Here is a 16,060-nt window from a genome sequence, read left to right as displayed (position 1 = left end):
CCACCCGTCCCATGCCCAGAGCCGAAAGCGCAAACAAAAAGGAGGGGTACCGCTGGTACCCCTCCTTGGATTTGCTCGATCTGGCCACCGCTTACAGCGTCCGGGTCACCTGCTCCACGCGGAAGCATTCGATGACGTCGCCGGCGCGGATGTCTTCGTAGTTCTCGAAGGCCATGCCGCATTCCTGGCCGGCCGGCACTTCCTTGACTTCGTCCTTGAAGCGCTTGAGCGTCTTGAGTTTGCCTTCGTGGATCACGACGTTGTCGCGCAGCAGACGCACGCCGGCGCCACGCTCCACGATGCCCTCGGTGACACGGCAGCCCGCGACCTTGCCGACCTTGGTGATGTTGAACACCTCGAGGATCTCGGCGTAGCCGATGAAGGTCTCGCGCCGTTCCGGCTTCAAGAGGCCCGACATGGCCGCCTTCACGTCATCCACGAGGTCGTAGATGATGTTGTAGTAGCGGATCTCGATGCCCTCGCGGGTGGCGAGGTCGTTGGCCTGCTTGTTGGCGCGGACGTTGAAGCCGATGATGATGGCGTTCGAAGCCGAAGCCAGCGTCACGTCGGATTCGGTGATGGCGCCGACGCCGCTCATCAGGATCTGCGCCGACACTTCGTCGGTCGAGAGCTTGTTGAGCGAAGCGTTGATCGCTTCGACCGAGCCCTGCACGTCGCCCTTGATGATCAGCGGGAACTTGGCGACGCCCGAGGCCTTGAGCTGATTCATCATCTGCTCGAGGCTGGTGGCGCCACCGCCCGCGGTCTTCTCGCGGATGGCGCGCTGACGATACTCGGTGACTTCGCGGGCCCGGGCTTCGGTCTCGACCACCGAGAAGCGGTCGCCCGCACTCGGCACGCCGGTAAAGCCCAGCACTTCCACCGGAATGGACGGGCCGGCTTCCTTGACCTGCTCGCCCTTGTCGTTGATCAGCGCACGGACGCGGGCAAACTCGGTGCCGGCGACGACGATGTCGCCGATCGCGAGCGTGCCGCGCTGCACCAGCACCGTCGCCACCGCACCGCGGCCGCGATCGAGCTTGGCTTCGATGACGAGGCCTTCGGCGCGCCCGTCGCGGGCCACCTTGAGCTCGAGCACTTCGGCCTGCAGCAGGATGGTTTCGAGCAGCTTGTCGAGGCCGGCCTTGGTGACCGCCGAGACTTCCACGTCGAGCACGTCGCCGCCCATCGATTCGACGAACACCTCGTGCTGCAGCAGCTCGGTGCGAACGCGCTGCGGATTGGCCGACGGCTTGTCCATCTTGTTGATGGCCACGATGATCGGAACCCCGGCCGCCTTGGCGTGCTTGATGGATTCGATCGTCTGCGGCATGACGCCGTCGTCGGCCGCCACCACCAGAACCGCGATATCGGTCGCCTGGGCGCCACGGGCACGCATGGCGGTGAACGCCTCGTGGCCCGGGGTATCGAGGAAGGTGATCTTCTGGCCGTTCTTTTCGACCTGGTAGGCACCGATGTGCTGGGTGATGCCACCGGCTTCACCCGAGACCACGTTGGCTTCGCGGATCGCATCGAGCAGCGAGGTCTTGCCGTGGTCGACGTGACCCATGATGGTCACGACCGGCGCACGATCGGTCAGATCCTCGGCCTTGTCGTCCGACTGGATGTCGAACAGGCCTTCTTCCACGTCGGCATCGGACACGCGCTTGACCGTATGGCCCAGCTCGGTGGCGATGAGTTCGGCGGTATCGGCATCGATGACGTCGGTGATCTTCACCATCTGGCCCTGGGCCATCAGGATCTTGATGATGTCGACGGCGCGTTCGGCCATGCGGTTGGCCAGTTCCTGGACGGTGATCGCCTCGGGAATGGTCACTTCACGGCTGAGCTTGGGTGCAGCCTGCTGGTTGCGGCCCATCTTCTTGTTCTGGCGGCGACGCATCGCGGCGAGCGAGGGGCCGCGGTCACGATCGGATTCGGTGGTTGCGCTCGACAGCGTCAGGCGGCTGCGGGCAAACGCCTCTTCACCGGCACGACGGGTCGGACGCTCGGGCGTCGCCGGCACACGGGCGGCACCGCCACGACGGGCATTCTCGAGCTCGTTGGCGCTGACCAGCGGACGGGCCGCGGGTGCAGTACGGGTCTTGCGGCCATCGGCCTCCGACGGCGGGGCCGGCGGAATGTTGGCACCGGGCTGCGTCGGGGCGGGCCGGCGGGCCGGGGTGCGCTCGGCGGCACGTGCGGCCGGCGACACGCGCGGCTCACGCGAGACGTTGGAGACTTCCGCGACTTCGGCCACGGCCTTTTCGGCCTCGATGGCACGCTGGCGCTCGTCCTCGACGCGCTGCGCTTCTTCGCGCAGGGCGCGACGACGCGCATCTTCCTCGTTGCGGCGGGCCTCTTCGGCGCGATGGCGCGCTTCATCCTCGGCCTGGCGGCCGGCGGCTTCGCGCAGGGCGCGGGCCCGGGCGTCGGATTCGGTGGAGCTGAGGCCGGTCGGACGGGCAGGGCCGCCCGAACGCATCGGCGGACGCGAGCTGTTCGAGCGATTGTCATAGGACGGACGGCCACCGGGTGCACCACCCTGCGGGCGGTTGCCCTGCGAGGGTCCACCCTGCGGACGCGCTGCACCACCGGCCGGAGCCGAACTCTGCTGCGGCCGCGATTGCGGGGCGCCGATATTGCCGTGCGGTACGTGCGGTGGCGAGTTGGCCGGCACGAACCGGGTGCGCTTTTCGACGACCACGGTCCGCGACGAGCGTGCCACGTTCGGGCGGTTCCCCATGTGAGGAGCCCCCTTCAATGACAGCGTCTTCTTGCCGCCCTGACCAGAATCTTCGCGCTTGTCGTCGTTGTCTGCCATGTACTCGCGTCTTCCTTCACGAAACGTCGTCCTAGAAAGTGCGTGGCCGCTCTTTCCGAACAAGTCCGATTGCAGGGGCTCAGGGGCGACGTAGCGTTGCCGCGCCGCTCGAATAACCCATCTAGTTGGCGATGTAACGAGCCAGTCTTTCAGCTCGTTTCACTGCCGCCTGGGCCGCGCCCCCTTTTGTGAGCGCAGCATGTATCACATTTTCGATCCCGAGTGCCAAACCCATTTGGCCGGAATCGAGTAATTCGAAATGCGGGGTTTCCGCCGGGTTTAGACCGGCCTCTTCCGCCGCTTTTGTATACCCCTTGAGCGAGCCCAGGAGCTTGTTTCTGCCGTCCTCGGCCGCGTCGGTCGCGGTGAGGAGCGCACTGATTTCGCCCCCCTCGATCGCGGCCTTCACCTTGGTCGCGCCGGTGACGAGCTGCCCGGCCTTTCGCGCCAGCGAGAGGGCGGACAGGTACCGCTCCTCCAGCCGCCGGCGCGTGAGCCCAGCGAGATCTTCGGGCACCTTCACCTCGGACTTGAGGCTCCGGGCGAAGGCCTTCTTCTTCTGCGCCTCGGCAACCTGTCGGTATCCGAGGGTGATCCAGACGCCTCGGCCTTCGGCCCTGGCGTCCGTATCGGGCACCACTTCGTCGTCAGGCGAGACGGCGAAGCGGATGAGATCGGCGACGGGCTTCACCTCGCGGGTGAGCGCGCACATCCGTTCTGTTTCTTCTCTACTCGGCACCCTTGGCAGAACCGCCCGATTACGCGGGCGCCCCTTCCTCTTCAGTCACTTCGTCCGCGGCGAGATCCGCCTCGGTGATCCAGCCAGCCTTCAGGCGGGCCTGCAGGATCATCTCCTCGGCTTCCTCACGGCTCACCGGGAACTCCTTGAAGGTCCCGTCGAAGCGCTTGGTCTCGCCGTCCTTGCGTTCGGTCCAGCCGACGAGGTCATCGGCGGCACAACCGGCGAAGTCCTCGACGTTCTTGATACCTTCCTTGCCCAAGGCGACGAGCATCGCCGCGTTCAGGCCCGGGATTTCGTAAAGATCGTCCTCGACGCCGAGCTTGATGCGCTCGTCGTCGTTGGCCTTCTCGATGGCGGCCAGGTAGTCGGCGGCGCGCTGCTGGATTTCTCCGGCCGTTTCCTCGTCGAAGCCCTGGATCGAGGCGATTTCGCTCAGATCGATATAGGCGAGCTCTTCGACCGACGAGAAACCTTCGGAAGCCAATAGTTGGGCAACCATCTCGTCAACATCAAGGGCCTGCATGAACAGAGCCGACCGCTCGGTGAATTCCTTGTGGCGACGCTCGGACTCTTCCTGCTCGGTGAGGATGTCGATATCCCAGCCGATCAGCTGCGAGGCGAGGCGCACGTTCTGGCCACGGCGGCCGATGGCGAGCGAGAGCTGCTCGTCGGGCACCACGACTTCGATGCGCTCGGCCTGCTCGTCGAGCACGACCTTGGCGACGTCAGCCGGCTGCAGGGCCGAAACGACGAGGTCAGCGATGTTCTCGGTCCAGGGAATGATGTCGATCTTTTCGCCCTGGAGTTCGGCGACCACGGCCTGCACGCGGCTGCCGCGCATACCGACGCACGCGCCGACCGGATCGATCGAAGAGTCGTTCGAGGTCACGGCGATCTTGGCGCGGCTGCCCGGGTCGCGGGCGATCGAGCGGATGGCGATGATGCCATCGTAGATCTCCGGCACTTCCTGCATGAACAGCTTGGCCATGAACTGCGGGTGCGTGCGGGAGAGGAAAATCTGCGGCCCGCGCTGCTCGCGGCGCACGTCGTAGATATAGGCGCGGACGCGGTCGCCGTAGCGGTAGACCTCGCGCGGGATCAGTTCGTCGCGGCGGATGATCGCCTCGCCACGGCCGAGGTCGACGATGACATTGCCATACTCGACGCGCTTGACCGTGCCGTTGACGATCTCGCCGACGCGGTTGATGTACTCTTCATACATGCGGTCGCGCTCGGCATCGCGCACCTTCTGCACGATCACCTGCTTGGCCGACTGGGCGGCGATGCGGCCGAACTCGATCGGCGGCAGCGGCTCGGTGAGGTAGTCGCCGAGCTTGGCGTCGGGGGCCTTGGCCTTGGCGTATTTGAGCTCGATCTGGCGCGACGGCTCCTCGACGGTCTCAACCACCTCGAGCAGGCGCCACAGGCGGAGCTCGCCGCTGCGCGGATTGATCTCGGCGCGCACGTTGGTCTCGGCGCCGTAGCGGGTCTTGGCCGCCTTCTCGATCGCGTCCTGCATGGACTCGATCACGATCATCCGGTCGATCGACTTCTCGCGAGCAACGGCATCAGCGATCTGGAGCAGCTCCAGACGGTTCGCGCTAACGGCCATTCAATGTGTCTCCTCTTCAGAGTCGGCGGATTCTACTGTTTCACCCAGTTCGACGGTCTCGATGTCCTCGTCGTCGTCGATGGGGAATTCTTCCTGGTCGACCTGCGCCATGTTCATGAGCTTGTCGGTCATCACCAGCTTGGCTTCGGCCAGAAGGGCCAGCGGAAGCTTGTTGTCGGGGTCGGTGTCCTTGGGTGCGTCGGGCAGCGTGATGGTGACGGTGTCGCCGTCCACGGCCTTGATCAGCCCCCGGAAACGCTTGCGGCCATCGAGCAGGTCGGAGAGCTCGATCTTGGCCTCGTGGCCGATGAAGTTGGCGAAGTCGCGGGCCCGGACCAGCGGGCGGTCGATGCCGGGCGAGCTCACCTCGAGATGATACTCGCGGTCGATGGGGTCTTCGACGTCCAGCACCGGCGAGAGGTCCTTGCTCAGCCGCTCGCAGTCGGTGATGTTGAAACGGCCGTTCTGGTCCTCGGCCATGATCTGCAGCGTCAGCCCGTTCTCCTGCGTGAGCTTCACGCGGACGAGGCTGTAGCCCAGATCATTGGCAACCGGCTCGACGATACGGGCGATGCGCGCCTCGAGGCCGGTCTCCTTGACGTATCGTTTCTCGTTGAGGTCGAAGCTCATTCGGCCCTTCTTGACTGGCGGCTGCTAAGATGCCGCCCCGGAAAACAAAAAGAGCGGGGGCCGTTCGGCACCCCACTCTCGCTTTAAAGCCAGAGATGTTGTTGGCGCTGATATAGCGCCGAAGCTGCTGAAGCGCAAGCTCAGGCTAGGCCGAGGCGTTGCTTCAGGGTTTCCGGAGTGTAGCTGCCGGGCTCAGCGCCTTTTGCGATCAGCTCATGGCCCAGCGCGACGAGAGTGGAATTGAGCGGGGTGGGCACGCCGTGGAGGCGGCCCATGAGGACGATCTCGCCATTGAGGTAGTCGGTCTCGATGCTGCCTGCCCCGCGCCTGAGGCTCTGGGTGGAGGACCCGCCGACACGGCTCGCGCCCTCGACCTCGCCCATCGAGAGGACGCCGGCGCGGCGAGGATCGGCGCCCCCGATCTCGATCCAGTCGGTGATGCCGGCGGCGCGATAGACCGCTTCGGCCTCGGCACGGATGGCGTCCATGATATCGGCGCGATCGTTGCCGGGCCCGAGCGCCGCCTCGACGACATTGCCGAGGTTCTCGAGCAGCTTGCCGTATTTGGAGCGCATCACATCGGCCATCGGGTAGGCAGCATGGTTGGCGGCCTCGAGGGCCTTGCCGACGCGATGGACGGTGTCGTCGAGCCCCGCGGGGTAGCGACCGATGTCGAACATGCCGTGGCGCGGCGTGCCGAAGCAGTTGACCTCGCCGGGCACGGTGTAGTCGGCCGGGATCATCACCGTCACGGCATAGACATTGGGGAAGAAGCGCAGCGCCAGGCGCTCGTTGTTGAGGCCGTTCTGGGCGCACAAGATCGGCTGCTCGATCGCGCCGGCATCACGCAGGGCCTGGAGCGCCGCCTCGGTATCCTGCGATTTCATGGTGAGCAGGATGATGTCGTCAGGCCGGAAGCGGATTTCGGCAGGGGTGGCGACGACGGGGAAGCGGATGCGCTCCGCGCCGGCTGGCGTGCGGAAGAGCAGGCCATCGGCCCTCGTCGCGTCCAGCATCCTGCCGCGGGCAATGCCGATGACCTCGTGGCCCGACCGGGCAAGGCTCGCAGCGAGCGAGCCGCCGACGGCGCCGAGGCCGAAGACGATGAAGCGCGGCGCCGGCGGCGCACCGCTGCCGAGGCCCTCGGGCTCGCTGAACAGGGCGGCAAAGGCGCCACGGATGGCATTGAGGATGCTGAGCATGCGCTGGTCCACGAACCCCGGGGTCGGGGGACCTTGCGGGATCGGAGACGGGCAATCAACCCGGCCGAAGGGCGAAACCGGCGACGGCGTTACGCTGCCCAGCGCTTCAGGCCGCCGCCGGCCGCCGTCGGCGCTCGGCAGCAGTGAGCGACGACACCCGGCTCCGCTTGCGCAGATACTTAAGGGCGCGCTTAAGCTATTTCGGCGCGAGACTTAAGTCAATGCTTCACTAACTGCCATACCACCGTCATTGCTTCCATCGGCAGGCGCCGATAGAATGGCGTACCCCGACTCCCAAACCACGGACATCGACATGGAATACCGCCGTCTCGGCAAAGCTGGCCTCAAGGTCAGCGAATTCTCCTTTGGCGCCTGGGTCACCTTCGGCAAGCAGGTGGGCGAGGACGACGCGACCTCGATCATGGGGTACGCCTACGACAACGGCATCAACTTCTTCGACAATGCCGAGGGCTACGAGAGCGGCAATGCCGAGGTCGTGATGGGCGAGGCGCTGAAGGCGCTGAACTGGAGGCGCGACAGCTACGCCGTCTCCTCCAAGGTCTTCTGGGGCGGCGAGAAGCCGACGCAGAAGGGGCTCAGCGCCAAGCACGTCACCGACGCGGCCCATGCGGCGCTGAAGCGCCTGCAGGTCGACTATCTCGACCTCTATTTCTGCCACCGCCCCGACATCGATACCCCGATCGAAGAGACGGTGCGGGCGATGCACAACCTCATCACCCAGGGCAAGGTGCTCTACTGGGGCACCTCGGAGTGGACCGCGCAGCAGCTCACCGAGGCCTATGCTATCGCGCGCCAGGAGCACCTGACGCCGCCGACCATGGAGCAGCCGGAATACAACCTGTTCCGCCGCGAGAAGGTCGAAGCCGAGTTCCTGCCGCTCTACAGCCTGTTCGGGCTGGGCACGACCATCTGGTCGCCGCTCGCCTCGGGCATCCTGACCGGCAAGTACAATGACGGCATCCCGGCCGACTCACGGATGAACCTGCCCGGCTACGAATGGCTGAAGAAGCGGCTCGACAGCGAGCAGGGCAAGCAAGAGTTGGCCAAGGTCGGAAAACTCGCCGTGCTCGCCAAAGAGATCGGCCTGCCCATCCATCACCTGGCGCTGCTCTGGTGCAACGCCAACCCGAACGTGTCGACCGTGATCCTCGGCGCGAGCCGGCTGAGCCAGCTCAAGGACAACCTCGAGGCGCTCAAGCACAAGGCCAAGCTGACCCCGGACGTGCTGGCCCGGATCGAGGAGATCATGGGCAACAAGCCGGCGGCGCCGCAGCGCTACTGAGCCGGCCTACTTCTCCCAGGTGAGGGCTTCGGTGCTGGCGCCGAGGCCCTCGAGCGTGCCGCGCAGTTCCTTGACCATCGGATCGGGGCCGCAGAGGTAGAAGTTCTGGCTGATGTCGCGGACGTGGCGCTTGAGGAAGTTCTCGTCGATGCGCTCGTGGAGGACGCCCGTCGCGTTCGGATCGTCGGTCAGGGTCCAGGTCACCTCGAGCCCCTCCATGGCCTCGAACTCGTCGCGCAGGATGATGTCGTCGGCGCGGTGATTGGAGACGATGAGGCGGTGGCCGGCCAGCTTGCCGTCCTTCTCGAGCTGGCGGAGGATCGCGATGAACGGCGTCACGCCCGCCCCGCCGGCGATGAACGTACCCGGCCCCCTGTAGGTGATGGTGCCCCATGGATCGCGCAGGATCAGCCGGTCGCCCGGGTTGAGCTCCCACAGCTGCCGCGTCACCCCGTCATGGTCGAAGTAGGACTTGATGGTGAATTCCAGGTGGTCCCAGTCGTTCAGCGCGGTGAAGGTGAAAGGGTTCTTCCTTTCGCGCCAGCCGTTGCGGTCGATCGAGAGTTCGGTCGCCTGCCCGGGCTCGAAACGGAAGCCCTCGGGCTTTTCGACCTCGTAGCGCCGCACATTGTGCGTGACTTTCGAAATGTCTAAAATCTTAACACTCTGCTGCACGGCCCACCTCCATCGGTGCCCGAAAGACGCGCGAAAAGCCTTCGGGTTGCAGCGTGCAGCAGCCGAAAATGGCACGCAAGCCCTGCTCCGACCTACAGTTTCGTTGAGGCAACCTACCCCCCATGGAGGGGGGTGGGTATCTCATCTGAAAGTGGCGCTCCTCACTGTAAGTCTCTGCACTAACTCGCCAATTTCAAGTCCCTGAAGTGTCGATTCTGGTCCTTGTGGAGACACGTCGAAAGGCCGATCTCCCGGTTGTCCAGAAACGAAAGGGACATGAAAATGAAGACCTCCCCCCTCGGCCTTGTCGCTCTCCTCGTTGTCGGCGGCCTCTCGGTTCCCGCCTTTGCGTCGGACTCGAGCTTCGACGACGACTTCATCGTCACCCAGCTGCAGCAGCGTGGCGTCGCCGCCATCGCGGCCTACGAGAACTCTGACAACGTGATCCGTGCCGAAGTGAAGCTCGCCGACGGCAAGACCGCGTTCCAGTACTTCTATGAAGACACGCTGCAGCCGGTGAAGGCTCCGGGTTCGCAGACCCGCGTGATGACGCAGGTGGATAGCGGCGCGCGCACCGCTCCGGTGAGCAAGGACTCGCTGCTCGTCGACAATTTCTTCGACTGACGGGTCGCTCCGAGCCGGCGGGCATCGCCTGCCGGCTCGCTAAGCCAGACTAGCGGAGGCCGGAAACCCGCACCTGCGGTTCAACCGGCTCCGCGTCGCGGGCATCGAACAGGGTGCGCGCCTCCAGCACCCGATGCCAATGCCGGGATGCGAAAGCCTCGAACGCCTCGAACGCCTTCAGCGCCTCATGTCCGAGATCGGTGAGGGCGTAGTCGACGCGCGGCGGAATGGTGGCGTAGCTGGTGCGGGTGACGAACCCGTCGCGCTCGAGCGCACGCAGGGACAGCGTCAGGGCCTTCTGCGAGATGGCCCCGATGTCGCGCTGCAGCTCGGAGAACCGCATCGTCTCGCGCCTCAGGTGCAGGACGACGACCAGGGTCCACTTGCTCTGGCGGGTGGCCAGCAGGCCCTCGATGGCCTCGTAGCCGATGGGTGGCCGGCGTTGTTCCCGCATGGCGGCAACTCCTCAGAATAGACGGATGAGGCCGCCCTTACGGACGGCGCGAGCTCTTCCCCAAGCGTCCGATATCGTTCGCAAATCGCGTTCTTCCAGAGGGCGGCAGGTATTTTCCCGAAGCCGTTGCCTTAACGTAGCGTTAACTCGCGAAAGCAAGCGGACCCCTCCAGAGGCCACCCTCAACCTCCCCGACAGGATCCCATCCACCCTCGGGATGTCATCCCTGCGAAGGCAGGGATCCAACGCGCAGCCAGCGCCAGCGGAGACATGGGTCCCTGCTTTCGCAGGGATGACAGCCGGCGCGTGACGCGTGCATCAGGGCAACCACCCCCGTCGCTGCCCACCGCCGCGCCCACAGCCTGCTGCCTGGCGTACGCGCCAGCACAACCGCACCGTCAGAGCCGCGTGAAGCTCAGGTAGAAGCTGATGTGCCGGCCCTCGGCGCGGGCCTTTTCCTCGTAGCGGGTCGGTTCCCACCCGGCATAGGGCTCGTGCCAGATGCCCGGCTGCTCCGGCGCGAAGCGGAAGTCGGGCGAGCGGAGGACATGCGCCAGCGTCCAGTTCGCATAATCCTCGATATCGGACGCGAAGCGGAAGGTGGCGCCCGGCTTCAGCGTGCGCGCGAGCTCGCCCAGCGTCATCGGCGAGATGAAGCGCCGCTTGTGGTGGCGAGTCTTGGGCCATGGGTCGGGATAGAGCAGGTAGGCGCCGTCGAGCGAAGCGTCGGGGAGCTTCTGCAACAGCTTCAGCGCATCGTCGGTATAGAGCCGGACGTTGTCGAGCCCCTCCTCGTCGATCTGCTGCACAAGCTTGGCGATGCCGCCGGAGAAGACTTCGCAGCCGATAAAGCCGGTCTCCGGGTTCTGGCGCGCCTGGCGGGCGAGATGCTCGCCGCCGCCATAGCCGATCTCGATGATGCGGCTGGTGCTCGCGGGGAACAGTTCGGCCGGGTCGAGCGTCTCCTCGCCCAGCGTGATCGAGAGTTCAGGCAGCAGTTCCTTGAACAGCCGATCCTGCCCCTTGTGCAGGCGCTTGCCCGAGCGGCGCCCGAAAAAGGCGCGCGGCTCGCCGGAGACGTTCAGGGGGTGATGGGGCTTGGAGGTCATGCGGCTCACCTACACCACGACGCCATCCCTGCGGAAGCAGGGATCCATTTCGAGGCCGGCACTTGTGGAAGGATCGGTCCCCGCTTTCGCGGGGATGACATCCAATGAGTTGGGGACGCTACGCCGCCTTGACCGCCGCCTTGAGCGCCGGGACCAGGTCGGTCTTTTCCCAGCTGAACGAGCCGTCGCGGCCGGGCTTGCGGCCGAAATGGCCGTAGGCCGAGGTCTTGGCGTAGATCGGCTTGTTGAGGTCGAGCTGGGTGCGGATGCCGCGCGGCGAGAGGTCGAACACCTCGCTCAGCACCGTCTCGAGCTTGTCCTCGGCGACCTTGCCGGTGCCGTGGAGGTCGACATAGATCGAGAGGGGCTTCGCCACCCCGATGGCGTAGCTCAGCTGGATCGTGGCGCGGTCGGCGAGGCCGGCGGCGACGACGTTCTTGGCGAGGTAGCGCGCCGCATAGGCGGCCGAGCGGTCGACCTTGGTCGGATCCTTGCCCGAGAAGGCGCCACCGCCATGCGGGGCCGCGCCGCCATAGGTGTCGACGATGATCTTGCGGCCGGTGAGGCCGGCATCGCCGTCAGGGCCGCCGACGACGAACTTGCCGGTCGGGTTGACGTGCCAGACGGTGCCGGCGTCGATCCAGCCCTCGGGCAGCGCCGAGCGCACGTAGGGCTCGATGATCGAGCGGACGTCCTCGGACGTGAGGCTCTCGTCGAGATGCTGGGTCGAAACGACGATCTGGGTGACGCCGACGGGCTGGCCGTTCTCGTACTTCACCGTCACCTGGCTCTTGGCGTCGGGGCCGAGCTTGCGCGCATTGGCATCGCCGTTCTTGCGCGCATAGGTCAGGGTCTCGAGGATCTTGTGGGCGTAGTAGATCGGGGCCGGAAGCAGTTCCGGGGTCTCGCGGCTGGCATAGCCGAACATGATGCCCTGGTCGCCGGCACCGACGTCCTTGTTGCCCGTCTCGTCGACGCCCTGCGCGATGTCGGCCGACTGGCCGTGCAGCAGCACGTCGATCCTGCAGGTCTTCCAGTGGAAGCCCGACTGCTCGTAGCCGATGGCCTTGATGGCCTTGCGGGCGGTCGACTTGAACTTGGCCGGATTGACCACCGGATGGCCGGCGGCATCGAGCAGGATATTGCCGTCCTTGCCCTTCTTCAGCAGCGTCGCGGGGACGCGCACTTCGCCGGCGATGATGACGCGGTTGGTGGTGGCAAGCGTTTCGCAGGCGATGCGGACCTGGGCCGGATCCATGCCGGTTTTCTTCGCCTCGCGGAACACGAGGTCGACGATCTCGTCGGAGATCCGGTCGCAGACCTTGTCGGGGTGACCCTCCGAAACCGACTCCGACGTGAACAGGTAGGACGACCGAGCCAAGGCGAAACCCCCGAAAAATGGTCCAAATACGCGAAAATCGCATAGTTGGGGCGTGTTTTGCCACTCAGGCCGCACGCGGTCAAGGGATATAAAGGTAGCTTTATGTCTTGATGCAAGGCCGGCGTGGAATATTCATGCTATGCGGCGGGGGCGCCGCGCGGCGATGAGCGAGCCGAGAATGCCAAGGCCGACGGCAATCCAGAACGGCAGGTCGCCGAGCCGGTTGAACAGCGTGCCGCCGGCAATGGGCTCGGCGGGCACGACGTCGAGCACCCCGACCTGCCCCTCGGCCAGCTGCGCGACCACCCGGCCGAGCGGATCGACGCTCAGCGTCACGCCGGTATTGGCGGCGCGCAGCATCGGCAGGCCGGTCTCGACCGCCCGCATCCGCGCATGGTGCGCGTGCTGCGCCGGTCCGATCGAACCCATGAACCAGGCATCATTGGTGACATTGAGGATGAACTGCGCCTCGGCGGGGTCGCCGATATCACCGGGGAATACCGCCTCGTAGCAGACCAGCGCGAGGAAAGGCGGCGTGCCCGGCGGGGCCATCAGCCGGCGCCCGTCGCCAGCGGCCCAGCCATTGGTGCCGGGCACGAACTGGTTGATGCCGAACAGGCGCCAGAAGCTCTGGAACGGCAGGTACTCCCCGAACGGCACGAGGTGCGACTTGTCGTAGCTCGCGACCACCTCGCCATTGGTGTCGATGGCGAGGATCGAGTTGTAGCCCGGGTTGTCCGGGATCGGCAGGCCGTCGTCGCCAAGCGGCTCGCGCGGCGCTCCGGTGAGCAGCAGGGTCGTGTCGGGCAGCATGCGGGCGATACGCGCGATGCCGTCGGGATAATTGGTCAGAAAGAACGGGAACACCGATTCCGGCCACACCAGGTGGGTGATGGCGCTCAGCCCGGGGTCGGATGGCGTCAGCCGGCTCTCGGACAGGCTGATCAGCTGGTTGATGATCGTATCCGGATTGGCGACCGCCCAGTCGGCATGCTCGAGGATCATCGGCTGCACCATGCGCACCTTCATGTCGGTGCGCGCCGTGAGCGTCGTGGTGGTGAGCCGCCAGTTGCCATAGGCGACCTGCCCGGCGATCACGGCAACGGCGAGGAAGAACGGCAGCAGCCGGCGCACCAGTCCGCGCTGGTCGGCCGGCCAGATCAGCGCCGGCGTCATGGCGATGAGCGCGGCGAGGAAGGTAAGGCCATAGCTGCCGATCACCGAGGCGAGCTGCAGCATCTCGTCATTGGCGGTGAGCGCGTAGCCGAGCAGGTCGAACGGGAAGCCGGTGAAGAGGTGCCCACGGCCCCATTCGGCCAGCGCCAGGAAGCTCGCCAGCGTGACGATGCGGAAGGCCCCGCCCGACCACAGCATGTGGGCCAATGCGCTGCCCAGACCCCAGAAGACCGAGAGGATCGCGGCGAGCCCGACGATGGCGAAGGGCATGAGCAGCAGATAGAGGCCGCCCTCCTCGAAGAAGGCGGCGCCCAGCCAGTGGAGCGCCACTGTGAAATAGCCGAGCCCGAAGGCAAAGCCGATCGCGAAGGCCGGTCCGACCAGCCGGCGCCAGCCACGCCGATGCTCGGCGCCGTCGAGGGCCCAGACCCAGACCGGCAGGGCGAGAAAGAGCGCCGGCAACAGGAAGAAAGGCGGCACGGAAGCCGCGGCAACAGCACCGGCCGCAACCAGGATCAAGAAACGCCGCCAGCCATGGCTCAGCATCACGGTCTCGGCGAGCCAGGTCATGCGGCGCTCGAATCAAAGGGCATATGGCAAGGTCGCGAGGCAGAGGCGTGGGGTCAAGACGGCATCGCCCCGGTGTGATCGGGCAGGCGGCCGCAACAGGGGGATTTCGACGATGACGGACTGGAACCGGGTGGCGCCCGAAGCGGCGGGCTTTGCCGTCAATCTGGAGCGCAAGCTCGCCGCGGGCTTCGAATCGGGGCTGCTGCTGCCCATCCACGCGCTGCTCGTGAGCCGCGGCGGCAAGCTGGTGCTGGAGCAGTATTTCGAGGGCGAGGACGAGAGCTGGGCCGATTCGCTGGGCCGGGTGGAGTTCGGGCCGGAGGTGCTGCACGACCTGCGCTCGGTGACCAAGAGCGTCGTCGGCCTCCTTTACGGCATTGCGCTTGAACGCGGCCTCGTACCGCCGATTGACGCGCCGGTGATCGACGCCTTCCCCGAATACCCGGACCTCGTCGCCGATCCGGAGCGCCGCAAGGTGACCGTCGGGCATACGCTCAACATGACCATGGGCATGGAGTGGGACGAGAACAAACCCTACACCGACCCGACCAATTCCGAGATCGCCATGGAAATGGCGCCGGATCGCTACCGGTTCGTCCTCGACCGGCCCATCGTCGAGGAGCCCGGCAAGACCTGGATCTACTCGGGCGGGGCGGTGGCCCTGATCGGTGCGCTCATCGAGCGCGGCACCGGCAAGCCGATAGCCGAGTTCGCCCGCGAGGCGCTGTTCGCGCCGCTCGGCATCACCGATTTCTACTGGATGGCCGGCAGCGATGGCGTCGCCTCGCCGGCCTCCGGCCTGCGCCTTCGCGCTCCAGACCTGCTCCGGATCGGCGCCATGCTGGTCGATGGCGGCCGCCACGAAGGCCGGCAGGTCGTGCCCGAGGCCTGGATCGAAGGATCATGGACCCCTGCCATCACCCTTCCCGACGGCCTCGGCTACGGGCGGCTGTGGTACATGCACGAGGCCCCGGCGCCCGGCTCCGACACGCCGCTGCGCTGGGTCGGGGCGTTCGGCAATGGCGGCCAGCGCCTGTGGCTCGCGCCTGAAGCCGGTGTCGCCTGCGTCATCTATGCCGGCGACTACAACCTGTTCGAGCGCTGGGTCACCCCGGCCCGCATCTGGCGCGAGATCGTGCTGGGGAACCTCGAGCGGGCCTAGCCCAGCTTTGCCGCGGCGATGGCGAGGATGCGCCTGAAGGCGGTCATGTCGGTGAGTTCGGCCCCCACCGGGGCATCGCCGACCACCACCTCGCCGCCGCGGTTCACGACGCCGCCGTGCAGCATCAGGTTGTCGATGAAGCCGAGGTCCTCGATGAGGATATGATCAGGCCCGCGCGGCAGGCCCGCGGCGTCGGCGTACCACTCGCCGTTGAAGTGGCTGCGGGTGCGCTCGCCGTGGTCGGCCTTCACATTGGTGTAGGCGAAGGCGGGCTTGCCCTGCGCGCAGACATAGCCGAGCTCGAAGCAGGTGCCGGTATCGGCGGCAATGCCGCGGAACGGCGTGAGGTTGGCGATGATGGCGTCGGCCGAGTTCATCAGATGCTCGTCGATCCGGCTGATGGCGAGGCCGAGTTCGAACTTGCTGTCGGTCTTGGGGTGCTCGAGGTCACCGGGCGACACGGGAACGAGGCCAGCCTCGCGTGTCAGCGCGATCTTGAGGTCGAGGATTTCGCGCGCGTTGGGCAGGAAGACCTCGGGGCCGGCGAGATAGACGGATTTAGGCATTTTGCTCGTTCAGAAACGGGTAATGGATGG

The 16,060-nt window shown here is 66.0% G+C and carries 14 protein-coding genes; 3 read left to right on the top strand and 11 right to left on the bottom strand.

Annotated features, from left to right (window positions below; genetic code table 11):
• Nucleotides 1-91 precede the first annotated feature (91 nt).
• The 5 genes from infB to PRN20_RS02285 all read right to left on the bottom strand — a co-directional run bounded on the left by infB (nucleotide 92) and on the right by PRN20_RS02285 (nucleotide 7,010).
• Complete coding sequence (infB, locus tag PRN20_RS02305; RefSeq protein WP_273955434.1) at nucleotides 92-2,824, bottom strand: translation initiation factor IF-2; 2,733 nt, start codon at nucleotides 2,822-2,824, stop codon at nucleotides 92-94.
• Nucleotides 2,825-2,945: 121 nt separating this feature from the next.
• Nucleotides 2,946-3,563 (bottom strand): RNA-binding protein, encoded by a 618-nt coding sequence (locus PRN20_RS02300; protein WP_273955433.1) that lies wholly within the window; start codon nucleotides 3,561-3,563, stop codon nucleotides 2,946-2,948.
• 19 nt (nucleotides 3,564-3,582) lie between these two features.
• Nucleotides 3,583-5,178, bottom strand: a complete 1,596-nt coding sequence (gene nusA, locus PRN20_RS02295) for a transcription termination factor NusA (RefSeq protein ID WP_273955432.1) — start codon at nucleotides 5,176-5,178, stop codon at nucleotides 3,583-3,585.
• Nucleotides 5,179-5,808, bottom strand: coding sequence for a ribosome maturation factor RimP (rimP, locus tag PRN20_RS02290; protein WP_273955431.1), 630 nt, complete (start codon nucleotides 5,806-5,808; stop codon nucleotides 5,179-5,181).
• A 140-nt stretch (nucleotides 5,809-5,948) separates the two neighbouring features.
• Nucleotides 5,949-7,010: a ketopantoate reductase family protein gene (locus tag PRN20_RS02285; protein WP_273955430.1), complete on the bottom strand. Its 1,062-nt coding sequence runs from the start codon at nucleotides 7,008-7,010 to the stop codon at nucleotides 5,949-5,951.
• 313 nt (nucleotides 7,011-7,323) lie between these two features.
• On the opposite strand from PRN20_RS02285, the gene PRN20_RS02280 reads away from it, so the two are divergent.
• Nucleotides 7,324-8,313, top strand: a complete 990-nt coding sequence (locus PRN20_RS02280; protein WP_273956761.1) for a potassium channel beta subunit family protein — start codon at nucleotides 7,324-7,326, stop codon at nucleotides 8,311-8,313.
• A 6-nt stretch (nucleotides 8,314-8,319) separates the two neighbouring features.
• On the opposite strand, the gene PRN20_RS02275 is transcribed toward PRN20_RS02280, so the two are convergent.
• On the bottom strand, nucleotides 8,320-8,988 hold the full coding sequence (locus PRN20_RS02275; protein ID WP_273955429.1) for an FAD-binding oxidoreductase: 669 nt from the start codon (nucleotides 8,986-8,988) through the stop codon (nucleotides 8,320-8,322).
• Between the two features lie 282 nt (nucleotides 8,989-9,270).
• Here PRN20_RS02275 and PRN20_RS02270 point away from each other — a divergent pair, with 282 nt between their 5' ends.
• The gene (locus PRN20_RS02270; protein ID WP_273955428.1) at nucleotides 9,271-9,612 is read left to right on the top strand and encodes a hypothetical protein; all 342 of its coding nucleotides are present in this window, start codon (nucleotides 9,271-9,273) and stop codon (nucleotides 9,610-9,612) included.
• Between the two features lie 49 nt (nucleotides 9,613-9,661).
• Here the strand turns inward: PRN20_RS02270 and PRN20_RS02265 are convergent, their stop codons facing one another.
• From PRN20_RS02265 to lnt, 4 genes are all read right to left on the bottom strand, one after another.
• On the bottom strand, nucleotides 9,662-10,066 hold the full coding sequence (locus PRN20_RS02265; RefSeq protein WP_273955427.1) for a winged helix-turn-helix transcriptional regulator: 405 nt from the start codon (nucleotides 10,064-10,066) through the stop codon (nucleotides 9,662-9,664).
• Between the two features lie 398 nt (nucleotides 10,067-10,464).
• Nucleotides 10,465-11,175: a tRNA (guanosine(46)-N7)-methyltransferase TrmB gene (gene trmB, locus PRN20_RS02260; RefSeq protein ID WP_273955426.1), complete on the bottom strand. Its 711-nt coding sequence runs from the start codon at nucleotides 11,173-11,175 to the stop codon at nucleotides 10,465-10,467.
• A 118-nt stretch (nucleotides 11,176-11,293) separates the two neighbouring features.
• Entirely contained in the window at nucleotides 11,294-12,556 is a 1,263-nt protein-coding gene (metK, locus tag PRN20_RS02255) for a methionine adenosyltransferase (RefSeq protein WP_273955425.1), read from the bottom strand.
• Between the two features lie 132 nt (nucleotides 12,557-12,688).
• Nucleotides 12,689-14,302: an apolipoprotein N-acyltransferase gene (gene lnt / locus PRN20_RS02250; RefSeq protein WP_273955424.1), complete on the bottom strand. Its 1,614-nt coding sequence runs from the start codon at nucleotides 14,300-14,302 to the stop codon at nucleotides 12,689-12,691.
• A 112-nt stretch (nucleotides 14,303-14,414) separates the two neighbouring features.
• Between lnt and PRN20_RS02245 the strand changes: the two genes are divergently transcribed.
• Nucleotides 14,415-15,464: a serine hydrolase domain-containing protein gene (locus PRN20_RS02245; RefSeq protein WP_273955423.1), complete on the top strand. Its 1,050-nt coding sequence runs from the start codon at nucleotides 14,415-14,417 to the stop codon at nucleotides 15,462-15,464.
• On the opposite strand, the gene PRN20_RS02240 is transcribed toward PRN20_RS02245, so the two are convergent.
• Nucleotides 15,461-16,030 carry a nucleoside 2-deoxyribosyltransferase gene (locus PRN20_RS02240; RefSeq protein ID WP_273955422.1) on the bottom strand — a complete coding sequence of 190 codons (570 nt, stop codon included), beginning with the start codon at nucleotides 16,028-16,030 and terminating at the stop codon, nucleotides 15,461-15,463. The genes PRN20_RS02245 and PRN20_RS02240 overlap by 4 nt on opposite strands.
• Between the last annotated feature and the right edge of the window lie 30 nt (nucleotides 16,031-16,060).

The organism is Devosia sp. ZB163 (genome assembly GCF_028613635.1).
Taxonomy (GTDB): Bacteria; Pseudomonadota; Alphaproteobacteria; order Rhizobiales; family Devosiaceae; genus Devosia_A.
Note: the sequence above shows the minus strand (reverse complement) of the source record. Positions and strands in the feature narration are given on the sequence as shown.

Coding starts and splice junctions, on each gene's coding strand:
- infB (WP_273955434.1), bottom strand. CDS start 2,824: ATGGCAGACAACGACGACAAGCGCGAAGATTCTGGTCAGGGCGGCAAG.
- nusA (WP_273955432.1), bottom strand. CDS start 5,178: ATGGCCGTTAGCGCGAACCGTCTGGAGCTGCTCCAGATCGCTGATGCC.
- rimP (WP_273955431.1), bottom strand. CDS start 5,808: ATGAGCTTCGACCTCAACGAGAAACGATACGTCAAGGAGACCGGCCTC.
- PRN20_RS02285 (WP_273955430.1), bottom strand. CDS start 7,010: ATGCTCAGCATCCTCAATGCCATCCGTGGCGCCTTTGCCGCCCTGTTC.
- PRN20_RS02280 (WP_273956761.1), top strand. CDS start 7,324: ATGGAATACCGCCGTCTCGGCAAAGCTGGCCTCAAGGTCAGCGAATTC.
- PRN20_RS02270 (WP_273955428.1), top strand. CDS start 9,271: ATGAAGACCTCCCCCCTCGGCCTTGTCGCTCTCCTCGTTGTCGGCGGC.
- PRN20_RS02265 (WP_273955427.1), bottom strand. CDS start 10,066: ATGCGGGAACAACGCCGGCCACCCATCGGCTACGAGGCCATCGAGGGC.
- trmB (WP_273955426.1), bottom strand. CDS start 11,175: ATGACCTCCAAGCCCCATCACCCCCTGAACGTCTCCGGCGAGCCGCGC.
- lnt (WP_273955424.1), bottom strand. CDS start 14,302: ATGACCTGGCTCGCCGAGACCGTGATGCTGAGCCATGGCTGGCGGCGT.
- PRN20_RS02245 (WP_273955423.1), top strand. CDS start 14,415: ATGACGGACTGGAACCGGGTGGCGCCCGAAGCGGCGGGCTTTGCCGTC.
- PRN20_RS02240 (WP_273955422.1), bottom strand. CDS start 16,030: ATGCCTAAATCCGTCTATCTCGCCGGCCCCGAGGTCTTCCTGCCCAAC.